Origin of the sequence: Streptomyces sp. NPDC017676 (assembly GCF_044329325.1) — a bacterium.
GTDB lineage: Bacteria > Actinomycetota > Actinomycetes > Streptomycetales > Streptomycetaceae > Streptomyces.
Genome location: NZ_JBIRJA010000011.1, coordinates 210598 through 231378, shown reverse-complemented (window position 1 = coordinate 231378; position 20781 = coordinate 210598). Strand labels below are relative to the sequence as shown.

Below are 20781 nucleotides of genomic sequence, written 5' to 3'. Positions count from 1 at the left end.
GGAGATCCCGAAAACGGCCACTCGTTCGAGTGAACGCAGCCGCTGCTACAGCGGCACGATGTCCGGTGCACCCAGCCTCGCGGCGTCCGCCGTCTGGTCGTCCGGCTGGAGCTGGGACTCCCGCTCGGCCTCCACCCGCTTCTCGTAGTGCTCGACCTCGCGGGCGATCTGGTCCTCGTCCCAGCCGAGGACGGGCGCCATCAGTTCGGCCGCCTCGCGGGCGCTGCGGGTGCCGCGGTCGAAGGTCTCGATGGAGATGCGGGTGCGGCGCGTGAGGACGTCGTCCAGGTGCCGGGCGCCCTCGTGCGAGGCGGCGTACACCACCTCGGCGCGCAGGTAGTCGTCGGCGGCCTGGAGCGGCTCGCCGAGCGCGGGGTCGGCGGCGATGAGGTCCAGGACCTCCTCGGCCAGCGAGCCGTACCGGTTCAGCAGGTGCTCCACGCGGACCACGTGCAGCCCGGTGCGCGCGGCGATCCGCGCTCGCGCGTTCCACAGCGCCTGGTAGCCCTCCGCGCCGAGCAGCGGGGTCTCCTCCGTGACACAGTCGGCCACGCGCATGTCGAGCCCGTGCACGGCCTCGTCGACGGCGTCCTTGGCCATCACCCGGTACGTCGTGTACTTGCCGCCCGCCACGACCACCAGTCCCGGCACCGGGTGGGCGACCGTGTGCTCGCGGGACAGCTTGCTGGTGGCGTCGGACTCGCCGGCCAGCAGCGGGCGCAGTCCCGCGTACACCCCCTGCACGTCGTCGCGGCTGAGCGGCACGGCCAGCACCGAGTTGACGTGCTCCAGCAGGTAGTCGATGTCGGCGCTGGACGCGGCCGGGTGGGCCTTGTCCAGGTCCCAGTCGGTGTCGGTGGTGCCGATGATCCAGTGCCGGCCCCAGGGGATGACGAACAGGACGGATTTCTCGGTGCGCAGGATCAGGCCGGTCGTGGAGTGGACGCGGTCCTTGGGCACCACCAGGTGGATGCCCTTGGAGGCGCGCACGTGGAACCGGCCGCGCTCGCCGACCATGGCCTGCGTGTCGTCGGTCCACACACCGGTGGCGTTGACGACCTGCTGGGCGTGGATCTCGTACTCCCCGCCGGCCTCCACGTCCTGCACCCGGGCGCCGACGACCCGCTCCCCCTCGCGCAGGAACCCGGTCACGCGCGCGCGGTTGGCCACCTTCGCGCCGTAGGACGCGGCCGTGCGCACCAGGGTGGCGACGAAGCGGGCGTCGTCCATCTGGGCGTCGTAGTACTGCAGGGCACCGACCAGGGCGTCCTTCTTCAGGCAGGGGGCCACCCGCAGGGCGTGGCGGCGGGTGAGGTGGCGGTGCACGGGCAGGCCCCGGCCGTGCCCGCGGGCCATGGACATCGCGTCGTACAGCGCGACGCCGGAGCCCGCGTACAGCCGCTCCCAGCCCTTGTGCTGGAGCGGGTAGAGGAACGGGACCGGCTTGACCAGGTGCGGGGCGAGGCGCTCCAGCAGCAGTCCGCGCTCCTTGAGGGCCTCGCGGACCAGGGCGAAGTCGAGCATCTCCAGGTAGCGCAGGCCGCCGTGTATGAGCTTGCTGGACCGGCTGGAGGTGCCGGACGCCCAGTCCCGGGCCTCGACCAGGCCGGTGGACAGGCCGCGCGTGACGGCGTCCAGCGCGGTGCCGGCGCCCACCACTCCGCCGCCGACCACCAGTACGTCCAGCTCGCGCTCCGCCATCGCCGCCAGTGCCCCGGCGCGCTGCGCCGGCCCCAGAGTCGCTGTCCTCACCGCTGCCTCCCGCTGTCGCAGACTCGCTCGCGTCGGCCGCACCCGGTGGGCGAAGCCCGGTTCATCCCCTCCTCATGCCCAAATTCTGACCGGGCTGCCCGACTTCAGCCACCACGGGCCCCCGGCCTGTGGACAACTTGCGCACAACCCTTGGAAGACACACAAACACAATCACGCATAACGGTCATATATGTACCTAGTCTGACAGTGCACTCGCTCGTCTTCTCCACAGCGGTTGCGCACCTGTCCCGCTTCGGCTACTGGAAGGACGGCCCACGCCATGCCCGCAGACCTCGCCGTCATCGGACTCGGTCCCTACGGCCTGCCGCTCGCCCAGGCCGCCGTCGCCTCCGGTATCTCCACCGTCGGCTATGCCACCGGCCCCGAGGCCGGCTCACTCAGCCCGGCGGAGCTGCGCCGGATGCACTCCGCCGGGTTCCGCCCCGTCACCGACCCCGCCCAGCTCGGCCGGGTGCGCACCGCGGTGATCTGCGCGCCCACCCCGCGCGGCGCCGACGGCGGGCTCGACCTCGGTCAGGTCGAGGCGGCCGCCCGCACCCTGGCCGCGCGGCTCCGTCCGCACACCACGGTCATCCTGGAGTCGCCGGTGCTCCCGGGCACCACGGAGGAGTTCCTGCGCCCGCTGCTGGAGGAGGGCTCGGGGCTGCGCGCGGGCCGGGACTTCCACCTCGCCTATTCCCCCAGCCGGGTCGACCCCGGCAGCCGCGACCACACCCCCGCGAGCACCCCCAAGGTCATCGGCGGTCTCACCCCCGCCTGCACCGAGTCGGCCGCCGCGTTCTACGGCCGGCTCACCGACAAGGTCGTACGCGCGCGCGGGCTGCGCGAGGCGGAGACCGTGCAGTTGCTGGAGACCAACTACCGGCACGTCAACATCGCGCTCGTCAACGAGATGGCCGTCCTCTGCCACGAGCTGGGCGTCGACCTGTGGGACGTCATCCGGTGCGCGGAGACCAAGCCCTTCGGCTTCCAGGCGTTCCGGCCGGGTCCGGGCGTCGGCGGGCACGGGGTCGCACTGGACCTCACCGGGCACGCGACCCGCACCCTGCGCATGGTCGAGCTGGCCCAGCAGGTCAACAGCCGGATGCCCCGGTACGTCGTCCAGCGCGCGGCCACGCTCCTCAACGAACACGGCAAGTCCGCGCGCGGGGCCCGCGTGCTGCTCCTCGGCGTCACCTACAAGCCGGACCTCGCCGACCAGCAGGGCACCCCGGCCCAGGAGATCGCCGTACGGCTGATGGGACTGGGCGCGGCCGTGAGCTACCACGACCCGTACGTGCCCGAGTGGAGCGTCCTGGACCGGCCCGTGCCACGCGCGGACTCCCTGTACGAGGCGGCGGCCGACGCCGACCTCACGATCCTGCTCCAGCAGCACCGCACGTACGACTTGCAGGGGCTCTCGGTGAAGGCCCAGCTGCTGCTGGACACTCGCGGCGCCACACCCACGGGGGCGGCGCACCGGTTGTGAAGGGGGGCGCGCAAGAGCTGGGGGGCGTGGGAGTGACCGCTCGCTTGCCGTGACGAAAGGGCCGGTCATCCGCCAGGGATGACCGGCCCTTCAGGCGTCGTGGAGAGCGCTCCGGCGGCTACCGTCGGTGCTGGCTGTCCGCCACCGTCACCTCGACCCGCTGGAACTCCTTCAGCTCGCTGTAGCCGGTGGTGGCCATGGCGCGGCGCAGGGCGCCGAAGAAGTTCATCGAGCCGTCCGGGGTGTGGGACGGGCCGGTGAGGATCTCCTCGACCGTGCCGACCGTGCCGAGGTCGACCTTCTTGCCGCGGGGCAGCTCCTCGTTGACCGCCTCCATGCCCCAGTGGTGGCCCTTGCCGGGCGCGTCCGTGCCCCGGGCCAGCGGGGAGCCCATCATCACGGCGTCGGCGCCGCAGGCGATGGCCTTGGGCAGGTCGCCGGACCAGCCGACACCGCCGTCCGCGATCACGTGCACGTACCGGCCGCCGGACTCGTCCATGTAGTCCCGGCGGGCCGCGGCCACGTCGGCGACGGCCGTGGCCATCGGGACCTGGATGCCCAGAACGTTGCGCGTGGTGTGCGCGGCGCCGCCGCCGAAGCCGACGAGGACACCCGCGGCCCCGGTGCGCATCAGGTGCAGGGCCGCCGTGTACGTGGCGCAGCCGCCGACGATCACCGGGACGTCCAGCTCGTAGATGAACTGCTTCAGGTTCAGCGGCTCGTGCGAGGACGACACGTGCTCCGCCGAGACCGTCGTACCCCGGATGACGAAGATGTCCACGCCCGCGTCCACGACCGCCTTGGAGAACTGGGCGGTGCGCTGCGGGGAGAGCGCGGCGGCGGTGACCACGCCGGAGTCGCGCACCTCCTTGATGCGGGCGCCGATCAGCTCCTCCTTGACCGGTGCCGCATAGATCTCCTGGAGGCGGCGGGTCGCCTGCTCGGCGGGCAGCTCGGCGATCTCGTCCAGCAGCGGCTGCGGGTCCTCGTACCGCGTCCACAGGCCTTCCAGGTTGAGCACGCCGAGGCCGCCCAGCTCGCCGATGCGGATCGCGGTGGCCGGTGAGACCACGGAGTCCATGGGGGCGGCCAGGAACGGCAGCTCGAAGCGGTAGGCGTCGATCTGCCAGGCGATCGAGACCTCCTTCGGGTCCCGCGTACGGCGGCTGGGGACGACGGCGATGTCGTCGAAGGCGTACGCCCTGCGGCCGCGCTTGCCGCGCCCGATCTCGATCTCAGTCACGTTGGTGGCCTTTCCCTATGCGTTGCAGCGCCTTCCAGTATCGCCGACGGGTACGACAACGGCGGCCCCGGATGCTCCGGGACCGCCGTGGCGCGAGACTCACGCGCGCGTGCGCGTCACTTCCCGCGGCTGCCTGCGGCCGCTGCTTCCCCCGCGGCCGCTGCCGCCGCTACTTCCGGCCGCTGTAGTTCGGCGCCTCGACCGTCATCTGGATGTCGTGCGGGTGGGACTCCTTCAGACCCGCCGAGGTGATCCGCACGAACCGGCCGTTGGCCTGGAGCTCGGGCACGGTCTTGCCGCCGACGTAGAACATCGACTGGCGCAGACCGCCGACCAACTGGTGGACTACCGAGGAGAGCGGGCCGCGGTAGGGCACCTGGCCCTCGATGCCCTCGGGGATGAGCTGCTCGTCGGAGGCGACGCCCTCCTGGAAGTAGCGGTCCTTGGAGAAGGACTTGCGGTCGCCGCGGGTCTGCATGGCGCCCAGGGAGCCCATGCCGCGGTACGACTTGAACTGCTTGCCGTTGATGAACAGCAGCTCGCCCGGGGACTCCTCGCAGCCCGCGAGCAGCGAGCCGAGCATCACCGTGTCGGCGCCCGCGACCAGGGCCTTGGCGATGTCACCGGAGTACTGCAGACCACCGTCGCCGATGACCGGGACACCGGCCTCCTTCGCGGCGAGCGCGGCCTCGTAGATCGCGGTGACCTGCGGGACACCGACGCCGGCGACGACGCGGGTGGTGCAGATGGAGCCGGGGCCGACACCGACCTTGATGCCGTCGGCGCCCGCGTCGACCAGGGCCTGGGCGCCGTCGCGGGTGGCGACGTTGCCGCCGATGACGTCGACGCCGGAAGAGTTGGACTTGATCTTGGCGATCATGTCGCCGACCAGCCGGGAGTGGCCGTGCGCGGTGTCCACCACGATGAAGTCGACGCCCGCCTCGATCAGGGCCTGGGCGCGCTCGAAGGCGTCGCCGGCCACGCCGACCGCAGCGCCGACCAGCAGGCGGCCCTCGGCGTCCTTGGCCGCGTTCGGGTACTGCTCCGCCTTGACGAAGTCCTTGACGGTGATCAGGCCCTTGAGGACGCCCTCGTCGTCGACGAGCGGCAGCTTCTCGATCTTGTGCTTGCGCAGCAGCTCCATGGCCTCCGGGCCGGAGATGCCGACCTTGCCGGTGACCAGCGGCATCGGGGTCATGACCTCGTGCACGCGGCGGCTGCGGTCGCTCTCGAAGGCCATGTCACGGTTGGTGACGATGCCGAGGAGCTTCTTCTCGCCGTCGGTGACCGGGACGCCGCTGATGCGGAACTTGGCGCACAGCGCGTCGGCCTCGGCCAGCGTGGCGTCCGGGTGGATGGTGATGGGGTCGGTGACCATGCCGGACTCGGAGCGCTTCACCAGGTCGACCTGGTTGGCCTGGTCCTCGATGGAGAGGTTGCGGTGCAGGACGCCGACGCCGCCCTGGCGGGCCATCGCGATCGCCATGCGGGACTCGGTCACCTTGTCCATGGCGGCGGACAGCAGCGGGATGTTGACCCGCACGTTCTTGGAGACGTACGAGGCGGTGTCGATCTCGTCGGGTGCCATGTCCGACGGGCCCGGCAGCAGCAGCACGTCGTCGTAGGTCAGCCCGAGTGTCGCGAATTTACCGGGCACTCCGTCGACGTTGGCAGTCATGACACCTTCCCCAAATGGCCTTGATCGGTGCGGATGTCCATGCTAACGGGAAGCGTCGCTAGCAAATTCCACGGTACGGGGTCGCTTCAGGCTTCGTATGTTCGTACGGAAACGGCGGCGCACCTGTTCAGCGCGCGAGCTGCTCCAGGCTCCGCGCAGGGGGGTTCACTGTTCGGCGAGCGCCCTCAGGCGGCTCAGGGCCCGGTGCTGGGCCACGCGGACCGCACCGGGTGACATTCCCAACATCTGCCCCGTCTCCTCCGCGGTCAAGCCCACGGCGATCCGCAGCAGGAGCAGTTCGCGCTGGTTCTCGGGGAGGTTGGCCAGCAGCTTCTTCGCCCACTCTGCGTCGCTGCTGAGCAGGGCGCGCTCCTCGGGGCCGAGGGAGTCGTCGGGCCGCTCGGGCATCTCGTCGGACGGCACCGCGGTCGATCCCGGGTGGCGCATCGCCGCCCGCTGGAGGTCGGCGACCTTGTGGGAGGCGATGGCGAAGACGAACGCCTCGAAGGGGCGGCCGGTGTCGCGGTAGCGGGGCAGGGCGAGCAGGACCGCCACGCAGACCTCCTGGGCGAGGTCCTCCACGAAGTGGCGCGCGTCGCCGGGCAGCCGGGAGAGCCGGGTGCGGCAGTAGCGCAACGCCAGGGGGTGGACATGGGCGAGCAGATCGTGCGTGGCCTGCTCGTCCCCGTCGACGGCACGATGCACGAGCGCACCGATCGCCCCGTGGGCCGTGCCCGCCTCGTCGTCGCGCATCGGTCCATGGTGCCTTGCGGCCGTCCGGTCCGTCGCATCGTGCTCGTGGTTGTGCACCGAAGCGTTATGAGCAGGTGCGCCGGCACTCATTCCTTGCGCCCTCCCCTTCCGCTCGACCGACTCGTCCCCGAGAGACTCCACACCTCAAGGATGCGGCATCCCCGCCGAAACGAGCAGCGCGCGTCCGGCGGGCCGCCGTACGAACGCCCCTCGGGGCGTTGGCGGGGTGGTGCGCCGGAGTGGTAACGCGCCGCGTTCGGCACCGTTGTGCGCCGGGGTGGTCGCTGTCGACGCGTTCCACCGGACAGCGAACCCTCCCGCCGATTCCAAGACGGTTCGCCGCCGACCTGCACGACGCGCGCCACCGACTTCTACGACGGTTCGCCGCCGTCCCGCTGACGTGCACCGCCGACTTGTACGACGGTTCGCCGCCGACCCGCGTGACGTGCGCCGCCGACTTGTACGACAGTTCACCCACCGGTGCGGGACCCGGACGGCCGGGACAGCCGAGGCGACCAGGGCGGACCGGGACGACCGGAATCACCCGGACAGCCCCGTCCGCCGAACGGCACGACGGCAACGGCCCGACGGCGACGCATGGCAGTGACGGCCCGACAACAACCGCACAGCAGCCCGGCACGCCACCACCCGTACGACCCGAGCCCCGCACGACGTCCGCCCGCCCACCACCGGGCGGGCGCACGCCCCGGAGGCACGGAACCGGGGCACCGGAGGGGCACACCGGCCACCTCGACGAGCGCGGTCGGCCGGCCACCCACACGGTGCCCGGGGGCACGGACGGCACCGGAACGCCCCGGTGACGAGCGGCCCGCCCGGCTTCACTCTCGCTAGCGGACCAGTCCCCAGCGGAAGCCGAGGGCCACCGCGTGCGCGCGGTCCGAGGCGCCGAGCTTCTTGAACAGGCGCCGGGCGTGCGTCTTGACGGTGTCCTCGGAGAGGAACAGCTCCCGGCCGATCTCGGCGTTCGAGCGGCCGTGGCTCATGCCCTCCAGCACCTGGATCTCACGCGCGGTGAGCGTGGGCGCGGCGCCCATCTCGGCCGAGCGCAGCCGGCGCGGGGCGAGTCGCCAGGTGGGGTCGGCCAGCGCCTGGGTCACCGTGGCGCGCAGCTCCGCGCGCGAGGCGTCCTTGTGCAGGTATCCCCGCGCGCCGGCGGCGACCGCGAGGGCCACCCCGTCGAGGTCCTCGGCGACGGTGAGCATGATGATGCGCGCGCCCGGGTCGGCGGACAGCAGCCGGCGCACGGTCTCGACGCCGCCCAGACCGGGCATGCGCACATCCATCAGGATGAGGTCGGAGCGGTCGGCGCCCCAGCGGCGGAGGACTTCCTCGCCGTTGGCCGCCGTCGTCACGCGCTCGACACCGGGCACGGTCGCGACCGCGCGGCGGAGCGCTTCTCGGGCAAGCGGGGAGTCGTCGCAGACGAGGACGGATGTCATGACCGCCCTCCGCAGCTGATGCGCGTCACCTTGAGCCTCCAGGCTGGTACGGAATCGTCACCTGTGCGGTCGACCGTCTCGGACGCCTGCCCGAGCGCTTGTTTTCTCAACCGCATCCGCACTCTCAACGACGGTCACTCGAAAGAGTTACGGGCCCGCGTGCCGTCTTCGGCACTCTACGTGAGGGCGTCGACACGGTGCAGACATGCTCGACGGACCCACAACTTTTCATCACAACCTATGCCCCATTCGGCCCTTTTTCTTCCCGTTTCGCAGTGTCCGGGGCTAGATTCGCAATGAGTCATATTTTCATCTCCTTAGACCGGAGATGTACGGTCGTTGGCACCGTATCCGCCCAGAACGGCGACAAGGGGTCACGTAATGGCAGATTTCTCCCGCCTTCCCGGACCGAACGCGGACCTGTGGGACTGGCAGCTGCTGGCTGCCTGCCGCGGGGTGGACAGCTCGCTCTTCTTCCACCCGGAGGGCGAGCGCGGGGCGGCTCGGAGCGCTCGCGAGAACTCGGCCAAAGAGGTCTGCATGAGGTGCCCGGTCCGTGCGGAGTGCGCGGCACACGCGCTGGCGGTGCGCGAGCCGTACGGCGTCTGGGGCGGCCTGACCGAGGACGAGCGCGAGGAGTTGATGGGGCGGGCACGCAACCGCCTGGTGGCGGCCTCGACCACCAGCGGGGACACCGCTTCTGATCACTGAAGGAACGTTTCTGCAACACCCATAGGCAAAGCATCCACTTCCTTACCGGGCACGCACGCGCGTGCCCGTGGCCCGTCCGGGCGGCCCGCCGTCTCCCCAGGCGGTCCCCCATCTCCGAGCGACCCCCGCGTCTTGGGCTATCCCTGACCGCGGCCCGCCGCCCGCGCCGCCCGGGCCAGCTGCTCCAGCGTGGCCGACACCGCCGGCACCTGGGCCAGGTCGGGCAGCGTGAGGGCGACGATCTCCCGCCGTACCGCCGGTTCCAGCCGTACCGTGCGCACGCCCCGCGGCCGTACCGACTCCACGGCCAGCTGGGGCAGGACGGCGACGCCGAGGCCCGCGCCGACCAGGCCGACCACGGCCGGATAGTCGTCGGTGGCGAAGTCGATGCGCGGGGTGAATCCGGCCCCCTCGCACACCTCGACCAGCTGGCCGCGGCAGCGCGGGCAGCCCGCGATCCAGGGCTCGTGGGCCAGCTCGCCGATGGCGACGGTGTCCGCGCGCGCGAGCCGGTGCCGTTCGGGCACCAGGGCGACCAGGCGGTCCGTCAGCAGGGGGCGCGCGACCAGATCGTCCCAGTCCTCGGCGACCGCCGCTCCCTCGTAGCGGAAGGCCAGGGCCAGGTCGCAGTCGCCCTCGCGGAGCAGTTCCACCGACCTCGGCGGTTCGGCCTCCTCCAGGGAGACGCGGGTGCCGGGGTGAGCCGCGCGCAGCGCGGCCAGGGCGGTGGGCACCAGGGTGGAGCTGCCGCTGGGGAAGGAGACCAGCCGGACCCGGCCCGCGCGCAGGCCGGCGATGGCGGCGACCTCCTCCTCGGCCGCGGTGAGCCCGGCGAGGATGCCGGAGGCGTGCCGGACCAGGGCCTCGCCGGCCTGGGTGAGGCGCATCTCGCGCCCGGTGCGGACCAGCAGCGGGGTGCCGACCGAGGCTTCCAGGGCCTTCATCTGCTGGCTGACGGCGGGCTGGGTGCAGCCCAGCTCGCGCCCCGCCGCCGAGAAGGAACCGGTGGTGGCGACGGCGCGCAGGACGCGGAGATGACGGGCCTCGATCACCCCCCGAGCATAAGGGCTGCTTGGAGACGGAGGCGAATACTCGCTCGACGCTTTGAGGCCGGTCCCGTACCGTGCGGCCATGAAGCTTCTCTCGGTCAACATCGGCCGGCCGCGGCCGGTGCCGTACACGGATCAGGCGGACGGCGTGACGGGCATCGACAAGAAGCCGGCCGACGGGCCGGTGCGGGTGTCGGCGCCGGGCCCGAAGGGCGTCGGCGGGAGCGGCCTGGCCGGGGACGCGGTGTGCGACCTGCGGCACCACGGCGGGGACGACCAGGCGGTGTACGCGTTCGCGCGCGAGGACCTCGACGCGTGGGAGCGCGAGCTCGGCCGATCGTTGGCCAACGGCTGCTTCGGGGAGAACCTCACCACGGACGGACTGGACGTGTCCGGGGCGCTGATCGGCGAGCGCTGGCGGATCGGTCCGGCGGTGGTCCTGGAGGTGACCTCGGGCCGGATCCCGTGCCGCACGTTCCAGGGCCATCTGGGCGAACGCGGCTGGGTCAAGAGGTTCACACAGAAGGGCGCAACGGGTGCCTACCTCCGGGTGATCGAGCCGGGTGAGATACGGGCGGGCGATCCGATCGAGATCGTGCACCGGCCGGACCACGGGGTGACGGCGGCGCTGGAGTTCCGTGCGACCACCACGGAGCGGGAACTGCTGCCCCGGGTGCTCGCCGCGGGCCCGGCCCTGCACCCGGAGACCCTGGCCGCGGCCCGCAAGTACATCGCCGCCCGGCCCTGAAGGGCCGTCGCCGCCCAGCGGACGCGATCGCTCCGGGTCACTACCCTTGGGCCATGACAACGGCTCTGATTACGGGATCGACCGCGGGGATCGGTGCCGCGTTCGCGCGGCGGCTGGCGGCTGACGGGCATGACCTCGTCCTGGTCGCGCGGGACACCGGGCGGCTGCGCGAGCAGGCGACGGAACTGCACGACCGGCACGGCATCGAGGTGGAGGTGCTGACCGCCGACCTGGCGCAGGACAAGGGCATCGAGGCGGTGGCCGACCGGCTCGGCGACCGGAAGAACCCGGTCGACCTGCTGGTCAACAACGCCGGCTTCGGCAACAAGGGCCGCTATCTGGAAGTACCGATGGCGGACGAGCTGCGGATGCTCAAGGTGCACTGCGAGGCGGTGCTCCGGCTGACGTCGGCGGCGGCCGAGGCGATGCGCGAGCGCGGCCGGGGCGGGGTGGTGAACGTCGCCTCGGTGGCCGCGTTCGTCCCGCGCGGCACGTACGGCGCGTCCAAGGCGTGGGTCGTGCAGTTCACCCAGGGCGCGGCCAAGGACCTGGCCGGCAGCGGGGTCCGGCTGATGGCGCTGTGCCCGGGGTTCGTGCGCACCGAGTTCCACCAGCGGGCCGGGATGGGCACGGACAACATCCCGGGGTGGATGTGGCTGGACGCCGACAAGCTGGTCGCGGCGGCCCTGTCCGACCTCGCGCGCGGCAGGACGGTGTCCGTCCCCGACCCCCGGTACAAGGCGCTGATGGGCCTGGTGAAGGTGACGCCGCGCGGGCTGCTGGGCGGGATCAGCTCCCGGACCGGGCGCAAGTACGGGCCGCGGTAACGGGCGGGTGGCGCCGCCGTCCCGGTGGGAAAATGAGCGGGACGGTACCGGACCAGGGGGGCCGGAGGCGGCGCATGACCTTCGTACAGCTCATCGAGTGCAGGACGAGCCGGCTGGACGAGATGAACCGGCTCATGGACGACTGGGTCCAGCAGACCAAGGGGAAGCGGACGGCGACGCACGCGGTGGTCGGCACGGACCGCTCGGACGCGTCGCACGTGGTCGAAGTGGTGGAGTTCCCGTCGTACGAGGACGCGATGCGGAACTCGAACCTTCCGGAGACCGACCGGGTCTTCCGGGGGCTGGTCGCGCTGTGCGACGAGATGCCGACGTTCATCGACCTGGACGTCGTACGGGACGAGAGCCCCTCCGAGGGCATGGTGCGCGGGTTCTTCGAGGCGCTGTGCAGCGAGGGCGAGCTGCCGCCGCTCAACGACCTGCTGGACGAGGACATCCACAGCCATGATCCGATGAACCCGCAGGACACCATCGGGCTGGACAACGTCCGCGCCGAGTTCCGGATGTGGCGCGGCGCCTTCGACTTCGCGTTCACGGTCGAGGACGTCCTCACCCAGGGCGACCGGGCCTGCGCACGGTGGACCTGGTACGCCACCCACCAGGGCGATTTCCTGGGGATCGCGTCCACCGGCAGCCAGGTCACCATGACCGGGACGACGCTCTTCCGGTTCGGCGACGACGGCAAGATCGCCGAGCTGTGGTGGCAGCACGACCAGCTGGGGCTGATGCAGCAGCTGGGTGCGCTCGACGCGTTGGAGCAGTAGCCGCGTCCGAGTCGTGGACAGGGCGAAGGCCCGGCCCCCCTCACCGGGGTGCCGGGCCTTCGCTCAAGAGCGCTGGGCTCAGTGCGCGTGCCCGTGGCTGTGGCCGTGGCCCGCGGCCTCCGGCTCCTCTTCCTTCTTCTCGACGACCAGGGTCTCGGTCGTGAGCAGCAGGGAGGCGATGGAGGCGGCGTTCTCCAGGGCGGAGCGGGTGACCTTGACCGGGTCGATGACGCCGGCCTTGATCAGGTCGCCGTACTCGCCGGTGGCGGCGTTGTAGCCCTGCCCCTTGTCCAGGTCCTTGACCTTGGACACGATGACGTAGCCCTCCTGGCCGGCGTTCTCGCCGATCCAGCGCAGCGGCTCGACCACGGCGTTGCGGACCACTGAGACACCGGTGGCCTCGTCGCCGGACTTGTCGAGGTTGCCGTCCAGCACCTTGGAGGCGTGGACCAGGGCGGAGCCACCACCGGAGACGATGCCCTCCTCGACCGCGGCGCGGGTCGCGGAGATGGCGTCCTCCAGACGGTGCTTCTTCTCCTTCAGCTCCACCTCGGTGGCGGCGCCGACCTTGATCACGCACACGCCGCCGGCCAGCTTGGCGAGGCGCTCCTGGAGCTTCTCGCGGTCCCAGTCGGAGTCGGTGGTCTCGATCTCGGCCTTGATCTGGGCGACGCGGCCCTGCACGTCCTCGGACTTGCCGGCGCCGTCGACGATCGTGGTGTCGTCCTTGGTGACGGTGACGCGGCGGGCGGAGCCGAGCACGTCGGTGCCGACCTGGTCGAGCTTGAGGCCGACCTCCTCGGAGATGACGGTGGCGCCGGTGAGGACGGCCATGTCCTGGAGCATCGCCTTGCGGCGGTCGCCGAAGCCGGGGGCCTTCACCGCGACGGCGTTGAAGGTGCCGCGGATCTTGTTGACGACCAGGGTCGACAGGGCCTCGCCCTCGACGTCCTCGGCGATGATCAGCAGCGGCTTGGAGGAGCCGGCCTGGATGACCTTCTCCAGCAGCGGCAGCAGGTCGGCGATGGCGGAGATCTTGCCCTGGTTGATGAGGATGTAGGGGTCCTCCAGGACGGCCTCCATGCGCTCCTGGTCCGTCACGAAGTACGGCGACAGGTAGCCCTTGTCGAAGGCCATGCCCTCGGTGAAGTCCAGCTCCAGGCCGAAGGTGTTGGACTCCTCGACGGTGATGACACCGTCCTTGCCGACCTTGTCCATCGCCTCGGCGATCAGCTCGCCGACCTGCTGGTCCTGGGCGGACAGCGCGGCGACGGCGGCGATGTCGGACTTCTCGTCGATCGGGCGGGCCGAGGCGAGCAGGTCCTCGGAGACGGCCTTGACCGCGGCGTCGATGCCCTTCTTCAGGGCGGCCGGGGAGGCACCGGCGGCGACGTTCTTCAGGCCCTCGCGGACCAGCGCCTGGGCGAGGACCGTGGCGGTGGTGGTGCCGTCACCAGCGATGTCGTTGGTCTTGGTCGCCACCTCCTTCACCAGCTGCGCGCCGAGGTTCTCGTACGGGTCCTCGATCTCGACCTCGCGGGCGATCGTGACACCGTCGTTGGTGATGGTGGGCGCGCCGAACTTCTTGTCGATGACGACGTTGCGGCCGCGGGGGCCGATCGTCACCTTGACGGTGTCGGCAAGCTTGTTGACGCCGCGCTCAAGGGCGCGACGGGCGTCCTCGTCGAACTTCAGGATCTTCGCCATGACAGCGGGAGCCCTCTCGGAAATCTGTGGGTGAAAAGACGCTGCGCCCCGGGCGCCCGGCTTCTTATCGGTCGCGGGGGCCAGGGGCGCAGCTCAAAGCGGAGAGTCGCTTGAGGTGATTACTTCTCGATGATCGCGAGGACGTCGCGAGCCGAGAGGACGAGGTACTCGTCGCCGTTGTACTTCACCTCGGTGCCGCCGTACTTGCTGTAAAGGACGACGTCGCCGACCTTGACGTCGAGCGGCAGACGCTCGCCGTTCTCGAACCGGCCCGGGCCCACGGCGAGGACGGCGCCCTCCTGGGGCTTCTCCTTCGCGGTGTCCGGGATGACCAGGCCAGAGGCCGTGGTCTGCTCGGCGTCCAGCGGCTGGACCACGATGCGGTCCTCAAGCGGCTTGATGGCAACCTTGGAGCTGGCGGTCGTCACGATCCGACCTCCCCCTTCGGAGATCTCACGGGGTTAACTGTCTGAGGTGGCGACCAGGTCGATCCGTCGTCGCGGGTGCCGGACCTGCCCGTCGCGTTTGTCTGGCACTCTCCAGGGGGGAGTGCCAGAGCCGAGACTATGACCGCGATTAGCACTCGGTCAAGCGGAGTGCCAATTGCCCGCGGCGCGTCGCCCGGAATCGTGGCGTGCGGGCGGTCTTCACAGGTAGTCGTCGAGGCGCCCCACCGTCAGCCCCCGCCCCTGCACCTCCCTCAGCACCCGTACCGTGCGGGTGCGCAGGGCCGGCCCCCTCGACTCGTCGGGCCCCACCAGGACGATGTCGCCGGGGCACAGGTGGTGGGGGCCGTGGGCGTAGGCGAGGCCGGCCGGGGTCAGGGCGGCGCGCCACAGGACGAGCGCGGAGATGCCGCAGTCGGCCGCCGCGCGCAGGGTGGTGCGGTCGTAGGAGCCGTAGGGCGGGCGGAAGAGGCGGGGGCGGACGCCGAGGGCGGCGCGGAGGCGGTCCTGCTGGCCGCAGATCTCGGCACGCTGACCGGCGTACGGCAGTCCGGCCGGGGCCCGGTGGTCGACGGTGTGGTTCTGGATGCCGGCGCCGAGGGCGTGCAGGCGGGCGAAGTGGCGGTAGCCGGGGGCGGCGACGCTGTCGGTGAGGAACAGGGTGACCGGGAGCCTCAGTTCGCGGACCATGTCGACGAAGCGGGGGTCCCGCTCGGCGCCGTCGTCGTAGGTGAGGAAGACGACCGGGTCGCGGGTGGGGACCTGGTCGATCACGGGGGGCGGGGCACCGGCCCCCGTGCGCTCGGCGAGCGGGCGGGCCGGGTGCACCGGGGAGCGGGCGAGGGGCCGGGCCAGGCCCCAGGCGCGGTAGCGCTGGTCGGGGGCGGTGGTGTGCGGGCGTACCCCTTCGGCGGCCTTCTTGCCGAGGCGTTCGATGGGGTCGACGGACTGGGCGCAGCCCGTCAGGAGCAGGGCCGCGGTGAGGACCGCGGCCGGGCCCCGGGCCCGCGTCACAGGTAGTCCTCCAGGCGGGCCACGGCGTAGCCCTCGCGCGTGACCTTGTTCAGGAAGCGGCGCATGTCGTCCACCATCGTGCCGTCCCAGTCCTCCCGGCCGCGGAAGTGGGTGAGGACGATGTCGCCGCGGCGCAGCCGCTTGTCGTCCTCGCGGTACTCCCAGTGGTCGACGAAGACCTCCTCGTTCCAGATCGGCGCGTACTTGATGCCGCATTCCTTGGCGGCGACCAGGGTGTCCTGGTTGTAGTTGCCGTAGGGGGGACGGAAGACCGTGGGCGCCTTGCCGAACTGCTTCTTCATGACGGCCTGCATGCCGCAGATCTCGTCCTTCTGCTCCTCGTAGGACAGGCCCGGCAGGTAGGGGTGGTGCAGGGTGTGGTTGTTCAGGGTGTTGCCGTAGGACCGCATCTTGCGGAAGTAGGCGTAGTCGTCCTTCACCAGGTAGTCGCTGAGGAACGCGGTGTACGGGATCCTGAGCTCGCGCATCATGGCGAGGAACCGCGGGTCCTTCTCCGCGCCGTCGTCGATCGTCAGGAACACCACCTTGTCCCGGGTGGGGACGGTGGTGAAGACGGGGGGCAGGTCCCAGTCCTCCTGGTGGTCCACCTCGAATCCGTCGCGGGCGGTGATCCTCGGCTTCTTCGCGGGGGGCGGCGGAGGCGTGAGCGGGACCTGGTCCAGCCCCCAGCGCCGGGCGGCGGCGGCCAGCCGGGCGTGTTCGGCGGCCCGGCGCGCCGCCGGGTCCTGGGGCTGGGCGGGGCCGCCGTGGCCGGACGCGGTGCGCGCCGGCTCGGGCCCGGCGCATCCGGAGAGCAGGGTGGCGGCGGCCAGCGCGGCGGCTCCGCCCCCGAGGGCCAGCCGCCGGAAACGAGTCCGAATTTTGTCATTTTGTACTACTGCTCGCATGGTGCCGGATCCTCCCAGGCCCCGGCCCCCGACCCCGGACGACACCGCCGCCGGAGGCGCACCATCCACCGACTGGCCCACAATGACCCGGTGAACGACCTCGCTCTGCTCCTCACCCCCGAAGGCCGCGCCCTCCTCGACGAGGTCCGCGACACCGAGCCCGCGCGGGAGCTGGCCGTGGCCACCCGGCTGCGCCGCGACCACCCGGCCGAGCTGGTCTCGGCCGCGCTCGGCCAGGCCCGGCTGCGGCAGCGGGCGGTGGCGAAGTTCGGGGCCGAGGACGCCGGGCGCATGTTCTTCACACCCAACGGGGTCGAGCAGTCGACGCGGGCCTCCGTGGCCACGTACCGGGCGGGGCGGCTGAAGGAGCTGGGCGTGGCCTCCGTCGCCGACCTGTGCTGCGGGATCGGCGGGGACGCCATCGCGCTGGCGCGGGCCGGGATCCGGGTGCTGGCCGTGGACCGGGACCCGCTGACGGCGGCCGTGGCACGGGCGAACGCCGAGGCGCTGGGGCTGGCCGGCCTGATCGAGGTGCGCGAGGCCGACGTCACGGAGGTGGACACCGCCGGGTACGACGCGGTGTTCGTGGACCCGGCGCGCCGGGGTGGGCAGCCGAGAGGGGCCGCGCGAAGCGCGCCGGTGAGGGGTGGCGGCCGGGCCACGGGCGGGCGCGTCTTCGACCCGGAGGCGTACTCGCCGCCGCTGTCCTGGGCGGTCGGGGCGGCCCTCAAGGCGCCCCGCGCCGCACTGAAGATCGCCCCGGGCATCCCGCACGAGGTGGTCCCGGCCGCGGCCGAGGCCGAGTGGATCTCCGACGGCGGTGACGTGAAGGAGGCGGTGCTGTGGTTCGGGACCGGGGCGCCGGGCGCGGTGCGGGCGACGCTGCTGCCGGGCCCGCGCACGCTGGTCGGCCGCGGGCTGCCCGATCCCGGGGTGCGGCCGGTGGGGCGGTACCTGTACGAACCGGACGGCGCCGTCATCCGCGCGCACCTGGTCGCGGAGGTGGCCGAGGAGGTCGGCGGCGGGCTCCTGGACCCGACCATCGCGTACGTCACCGCCGACGAGGCCCGGTCCACGCCGTACGCCACCGGTTACGAGATCACCGACCGGCTCGCGTTCAACGTGAAGAAGCTCAAGGCCCTGCTGCGGGAGCGCGAGATCGGCACGCTGACCGTGAAGAAGCGCGGCTCGGCGGTCGAGCCGGAGGAGCTGCGCCGGAAGGTGAGACCGCAGGGGCCGAACGCGGCCACCGTCTTCCTCACCCGCGTCGCCGGGGCGCCGACGATGCTGATCGGCCACCCACTGCGCTGACGCTCAGCCGCACGCGCGCGCCCTGCGCAGCAACAGCTCCCGTTCCCTCGCGTTGTGGGTCAGGTCCGCCGCCCGGAGGAACTCCTCACGGGCCTCGGCGGTGCGGCCGAGGCGGGAGAGGAGGTCGCCGCGGACGCTGGGCAGCAGGTGGTAGCCGCGCAGCGCGGGCGCGTCGGCGAGGGCGTCCACCAGCCCCAAGCCCGCCGCCGGGCCGTCGGCCATCGACACGGCGACCGCGCGGTTCAGCTCGACCACCGGGGACGGGGCGCGGACGGCCAGCAGGCCGTACAGGGTGGCGATGGCGCGCCAGTCCGTCTCCTCGTACGTGTACGCGCGCGCGTGGCAGGCGGCGATGGCCGCCTGGAGGGTGTACGGGCCCGGGGGGCCGCTCGCGGTGGCCCCCGCGCGGTCGAGGGCACGGATGCCGCGCGCGATGAGCATGCGGTTCCAGCGGCGGCGGTCCTGGTCCTTCAACAGCACCGGTGTGCCGTCGGGGCCGGTGCGGGCGGTGGCGCGGGACGCCTGGAACTCCAGGAGCGCGGTCAGGCCGTGCACCTCGGGCTCCTTGGGCATCAGCGCGGACAGCACCCGGGCCAGCCGCAGCGCGTCCTCGCACAGGCCGGGGCGCAGCCAGTCGTCGCCGGCGGTGGCCGCGTACCCCTCGTTGAAGATCAGGTAGACGACGTCCAGCACGGAGCCGAGGCGGGCTTCGCGGTCGGGGCCGTACGGCACTTCGAAGGCGACGTTCCGCTTCGCCAGGGTGCGCTTGGCACGGACGATCCGCTGGGCGACCGTCGGCTCCGGGACCAGGTAGGCACGGGCGATCTCGGCCGTGGTGAGGCCGCCGAGCAGGCGCAGGGTGAGCGCGGTCCGGGCCTCCGGCGACAGCACCGGATGGCAGGCGGTGAAGACCAGCCGGAGCAGGTCGTCGTCGATGTCGTCCGGGTCGGCCGGTGCGTCGTACGACGGTGGGGCCGTCTCCAGGTCGCGGCCGATCTCGGCGAGCTTGCGGGCGTAGGTCTCGCGGCGCCGGACCAGGTCGACGGCCCGGTGCCGGGCGGTGGCCATGAGCCAGGCGCCGGGGTTGTCCGGAACCCCGTCCAGCGGCCACCGCTCCAGGGCGGCGACCAGGGCGTCCTGCGCCAGTTCCTCGGCGATGCCGACGTCCCGGACGATCCGGGCGACCCCGGCGATCACCCGGGGCGACTCCAGGCGGAAGACGGTCTCGATGGCGTGCGCCGTGGCGGGTTGTGTCTCCACAGCCCACCATGCAACACCCTGGACGGCGGCGGGCCAAACGGCTCAGCCCTCGGCGATCTCCCGCAGCTCGCAGGCGAGCCGCCACTCCGGGCCGTGGACCTTCAGGAAGCGCTGGGTCCACTCCAGCGCCTCGGCCCGGTCCTTGCACTGCATGAGCGCGTAGCCGCCGACGACCTCCTTGGACTCGGTGAACGGGCCGTCGGTCACGGAGGCCTTCTCGCCGTCCCAGTCCATCCGGACGGCCTCGGCGGACGGGGTGAGCCCGGCGGTGTCGAGCAGCACACCGGCCTTGGTCATCTCCTCGATCAGCTCGCCCATCCGCTGCATCAGCTCCGCGCTGGGGCCTCCGGCGGGGGCGGCGGACTCGTCGACGCGCACGAGCGACAGGTAGCGGGGCATGGTGACTCCTTCGGTCGTGGCGGCGGGTCCGTTTCCCGCCGCTCACCCCTTGCGTCGAACGGGAGACACCTGGATCGACAGGCCCGCGGAAAAAATTTCCGGGACTTCCACGGCTCAGCGCAGGGAGGCCCAGAGGTCCTTCGCCGCCGGCTCCTCGGCGACGACCCGGTTGGGGTCGGACGGTGCCGTGACGACCGGCATGGTCACCGTCCGCACCCGGTCGGCGGTCAGTCCCTTCAGGCTCCGGCCGAGGCTCACCAGCTCGTTCAGGGAGTTCAGGCCGGTGTCGGTGGTGAGGCTGGTGGTGACGGCGTCGGCGACCTGGTACAGCCGGGCCGGGTCGGAGAGCAGGCCGCCGCCGGACATCTCTGCCAGCAGGGCCTTGACCAGTGTCTGCTGGAGCCCTATGCGGCCCAGGTCGCTGCCGTCGCCTATGCCGTGCCGGGTGCGGGCGAGGGCGAGGGCCTGCTTGCCGTCGAGGTGGTGGGTGCCGGCCTTGAGGTGCAGGTGGCTCTTGTCGTCGTCGATGTCCTGGCCGGTGGTGACGTCGACCCCGCCGAGCGCGTCGACCAGCTTGGCGAAGCCGGAGAAGTCGACCTCCAGGTAGTGGTCCATGCGGACGCCGGTGAGGGTCTCGACGGTCTTCACCGCGCACACCGGGCCGCCCACCGCGTAGGCGCTGTTGAACATGGCGCCGTACGCCGGTGCCGTCCTGCCGCCGGAGGTGAGCGGGCAGGACGGGCGGGTGACGAGGGTGTCGCGCGGGATGCTGACGACGGTGGCCTTCGTCCGGCCCGCGTCGATGTGCACGACCATGGCGGTGTCGGACCGGGCTCCCCCGCTGTCGCCGCCGCCCAGCTCCTGGTTGTCCTTGCCGCTGCGCGAGTCCGAGCCGAGGACCAGGATGTTGAGGGAGCCGGTGGGCAGCGGGGAGGCGTCCGCCGGGGCGGTCGCGGACGGGGTGACCACGGCCCTGGCCGGACGGTCGTCGCCGAGTGCGCTGTCGATGTCGACGCTTCTGATGTTGTGGTCGAGATGCCAGTAGGCCCAGCCGGCCGCCGCCACACCCAGCACCAGGGTGCCCGTCAGAGCGAGGCCGACGATCTTCAGCGCTCTCGACCGCCGGCCCACCCGTCTGCCCGCGTCGCCTTGCTCCTCGTGTCGCGTCACAACAGGAACATAAGTCCGAATCATTAGGGGGCTGTTAGCAGAAGCCGCCCGAGTCGGTTTTCTTGGGAAATTCT

Annotated in this window: 19 protein-coding genes; 6 read left to right on the top strand and 13 right to left on the bottom strand. The window is 71.9% G+C overall.

Going from position 1 to position 20781, the window contains the following annotated elements; all coding sequences use genetic code 11:
- Nucleotides 1-45: 45 nt before the first annotated feature.
- Nucleotides 46-1752 carry a glycerol-3-phosphate dehydrogenase/oxidase gene (locus ACH4LD_RS25200; protein ID WP_103812833.1) on the bottom strand — a complete coding sequence of 569 codons (1707 nt, stop codon included), beginning with the start codon at nucleotides 1750-1752 and terminating at the stop codon, nucleotides 46-48.
- A 280-nt stretch (nucleotides 1753-2032) separates the two neighbouring features.
- On the opposite strand from ACH4LD_RS25200, the gene ACH4LD_RS25195 reads away from it, so the two are divergent.
- The gene (locus ACH4LD_RS25195) at nucleotides 2033-3241 is read left to right on the top strand and encodes a nucleotide sugar dehydrogenase (protein ID WP_398056473.1); all 1209 of its coding nucleotides are present in this window, start codon (nucleotides 2033-2035) and stop codon (nucleotides 3239-3241) included.
- A 118-nt stretch (nucleotides 3242-3359) separates the two neighbouring features.
- Here ACH4LD_RS25195 and ACH4LD_RS25190 read toward each other — a convergent pair whose 3' ends face one another.
- The 4 genes from ACH4LD_RS25190 to ACH4LD_RS25175 form a co-directional block, all read right to left on the bottom strand.
- Complete coding sequence (locus ACH4LD_RS25190) at nucleotides 3360-4484, bottom strand: GuaB3 family IMP dehydrogenase-related protein (RefSeq protein WP_398056474.1); 1125 nt, start codon at nucleotides 4482-4484, stop codon at nucleotides 3360-3362.
- Between the two features lie 169 nt (nucleotides 4485-4653).
- Nucleotides 4654-6162, bottom strand: coding sequence for an IMP dehydrogenase (guaB, locus tag ACH4LD_RS25185; RefSeq protein WP_132786891.1), 1509 nt, complete (start codon nucleotides 6160-6162; stop codon nucleotides 4654-4656).
- A 165-nt stretch (nucleotides 6163-6327) separates the two neighbouring features.
- A complete protein-coding gene (locus tag ACH4LD_RS25180) occupies nucleotides 6328-6915 on the bottom strand; it encodes a sigma-70 family RNA polymerase sigma factor (protein ID WP_030641278.1) in 588 nt (195 codons plus the stop codon).
- A gap of 848 nt (nucleotides 6916-7763) precedes the next feature.
- Nucleotides 7764-8375, bottom strand: coding sequence for a response regulator transcription factor (locus tag ACH4LD_RS25175; RefSeq protein ID WP_003948568.1), 612 nt, complete (start codon nucleotides 8373-8375; stop codon nucleotides 7764-7766).
- A 381-nt stretch (nucleotides 8376-8756) separates the two neighbouring features.
- On the opposite strand from ACH4LD_RS25175, the gene ACH4LD_RS25170 reads away from it, so the two are divergent.
- Nucleotides 8757-9086: a WhiB family transcriptional regulator gene (locus tag ACH4LD_RS25170; protein WP_030641276.1), complete on the top strand. Its 330-nt coding sequence runs from the start codon at nucleotides 8757-8759 to the stop codon at nucleotides 9084-9086.
- A gap of 137 nt (nucleotides 9087-9223) precedes the next feature.
- Here the strand turns inward: ACH4LD_RS25170 and ACH4LD_RS25165 are convergent, their stop codons facing one another.
- Complete coding sequence (locus ACH4LD_RS25165) at nucleotides 9224-10138, bottom strand: LysR family transcriptional regulator (RefSeq protein ID WP_398056475.1); 915 nt, start codon at nucleotides 10136-10138, stop codon at nucleotides 9224-9226.
- A 79-nt stretch (nucleotides 10139-10217) separates the two neighbouring features.
- Here ACH4LD_RS25165 and ACH4LD_RS25160 point away from each other — a divergent pair, with 79 nt between their 5' ends.
- The 3 genes from ACH4LD_RS25160 to ACH4LD_RS25150 all read left to right on the top strand — a co-directional run bounded on the left by ACH4LD_RS25160 (nucleotide 10218) and on the right by ACH4LD_RS25150 (nucleotide 12492).
- On the top strand, nucleotides 10218-10883 hold the full coding sequence (locus ACH4LD_RS25160) for an MOSC domain-containing protein (protein ID WP_398056476.1): 666 nt from the start codon (nucleotides 10218-10220) through the stop codon (nucleotides 10881-10883).
- Nucleotides 10884-10936: 53 nt separating this feature from the next.
- Entirely contained in the window at nucleotides 10937-11710 is a 774-nt protein-coding gene (locus ACH4LD_RS25155; protein ID WP_103812828.1) for an SDR family oxidoreductase, read from the top strand.
- A gap of 74 nt (nucleotides 11711-11784) precedes the next feature.
- The gene (locus tag ACH4LD_RS25150) at nucleotides 11785-12492 is read left to right on the top strand and encodes an ester cyclase (RefSeq protein WP_398056477.1); all 708 of its coding nucleotides are present in this window, start codon (nucleotides 11785-11787) and stop codon (nucleotides 12490-12492) included.
- Nucleotides 12493-12570: 78 nt separating this feature from the next.
- Here the strand turns inward: ACH4LD_RS25150 and groL are convergent, their stop codons facing one another.
- The 4 genes from groL to ACH4LD_RS25130 all read right to left on the bottom strand — a co-directional run bounded on the left by groL (nucleotide 12571) and on the right by ACH4LD_RS25130 (nucleotide 16567).
- Entirely contained in the window at nucleotides 12571-14199 is a 1629-nt protein-coding gene (gene groL, locus ACH4LD_RS25145; protein ID WP_103812826.1) for a chaperonin GroEL, read from the bottom strand.
- Nucleotides 14200-14318: 119 nt separating this feature from the next.
- Nucleotides 14319-14627 carry a co-chaperone GroES gene (gene groES / locus ACH4LD_RS25140; protein ID WP_004955293.1) on the bottom strand — a complete coding sequence of 103 codons (309 nt, stop codon included), beginning with the start codon at nucleotides 14625-14627 and terminating at the stop codon, nucleotides 14319-14321.
- Between the two features lie 219 nt (nucleotides 14628-14846).
- Complete coding sequence (locus ACH4LD_RS25135; protein WP_398056478.1) at nucleotides 14847-15659, bottom strand: polysaccharide deacetylase family protein; 813 nt, start codon at nucleotides 15657-15659, stop codon at nucleotides 14847-14849.
- Nucleotides 15656-16567, bottom strand: coding sequence for a polysaccharide deacetylase family protein (locus ACH4LD_RS25130; RefSeq protein WP_398056479.1), 912 nt, complete (start codon nucleotides 16565-16567; stop codon nucleotides 15656-15658). Before ACH4LD_RS25130 ends, ACH4LD_RS25135 begins: the two co-directional genes overlap by 4 nt.
- A 90-nt stretch (nucleotides 16568-16657) precedes the next feature.
- On the opposite strand from ACH4LD_RS25130, the gene ACH4LD_RS25125 reads away from it, so the two are divergent.
- Nucleotides 16658-17878 (top strand): methyltransferase domain-containing protein, encoded by a 1221-nt coding sequence (locus ACH4LD_RS25125; RefSeq protein WP_398056480.1) that lies wholly within the window; start codon nucleotides 16658-16660, stop codon nucleotides 17876-17878.
- A gap of 3 nt (nucleotides 17879-17881) precedes the next feature.
- Here ACH4LD_RS25125 and ACH4LD_RS25120 read toward each other — a convergent pair whose 3' ends face one another.
- From ACH4LD_RS25120 to ACH4LD_RS25110, 3 genes are all read right to left on the bottom strand, one after another.
- Nucleotides 17882-19138 (bottom strand): RNA polymerase sigma factor, encoded by a 1257-nt coding sequence (locus ACH4LD_RS25120; protein WP_398056481.1) that lies wholly within the window; start codon nucleotides 19136-19138, stop codon nucleotides 17882-17884.
- 42 nt (nucleotides 19139-19180) lie between these two features.
- Complete coding sequence (locus ACH4LD_RS25115) at nucleotides 19181-19537, bottom strand: YciI family protein (protein WP_132786909.1); 357 nt, start codon at nucleotides 19535-19537, stop codon at nucleotides 19181-19183.
- Nucleotides 19538-19651: 114 nt separating this feature from the next.
- Nucleotides 19652-20731 (bottom strand): LCP family protein, encoded by a 1080-nt coding sequence (locus ACH4LD_RS25110; protein WP_398106187.1) that lies wholly within the window; start codon nucleotides 20729-20731, stop codon nucleotides 19652-19654.
- Between the last annotated feature and the right edge of the window lie 50 nt (nucleotides 20732-20781).

Coding starts and splice junctions, on each gene's coding strand:
- ACH4LD_RS25110 (WP_398106187.1), bottom strand. CDS start 20,731: ATGATTCGGACTTATGTTCCTGTTGTGACGCGACACGAGGAGCAAGGC.
- ACH4LD_RS25195 (WP_398056473.1), top strand. CDS start 2,033: ATGCCCGCAGACCTCGCCGTCATCGGACTCGGTCCCTACGGCCTGCCG.
- guaB (WP_132786891.1), bottom strand. CDS start 6,162: ATGACTGCCAACGTCGACGGAGTGCCCGGTAAATTCGCGACACTCGGG.
- groL (WP_103812826.1), bottom strand. CDS start 14,199: ATGGCGAAGATCCTGAAGTTCGACGAGGACGCCCGTCGCGCCCTTGAG.
- ACH4LD_RS25155 (WP_103812828.1), top strand. CDS start 10,937: ATGACAACGGCTCTGATTACGGGATCGACCGCGGGGATCGGTGCCGCG.
- ACH4LD_RS25160 (WP_398056476.1), top strand. CDS start 10,218: ATGAAGCTTCTCTCGGTCAACATCGGCCGGCCGCGGCCGGTGCCGTAC.
- ACH4LD_RS25175 (WP_003948568.1), bottom strand. CDS start 8,375: ATGACATCCGTCCTCGTCTGCGACGACTCCCCGCTTGCCCGAGAAGCG.
- ACH4LD_RS25130 (WP_398056479.1), bottom strand. CDS start 16,567: ATGCGAGCAGTAGTACAAAATGACAAAATTCGGACTCGTTTCCGGCGG.
- ACH4LD_RS25180 (WP_030641278.1), bottom strand. CDS start 6,915: ATGCGCGACGACGAGGCGGGCACGGCCCACGGGGCGATCGGTGCGCTC.
- ACH4LD_RS25170 (WP_030641276.1), top strand. CDS start 8,757: ATGGCAGATTTCTCCCGCCTTCCCGGACCGAACGCGGACCTGTGGGAC.
- ACH4LD_RS25115 (WP_132786909.1), bottom strand. CDS start 19,537: ATGCCCCGCTACCTGTCGCTCGTGCGCGTCGACGAGTCCGCCGCCCCC.
- ACH4LD_RS25150 (WP_398056477.1), top strand. CDS start 11,785: ATGACCTTCGTACAGCTCATCGAGTGCAGGACGAGCCGGCTGGACGAG.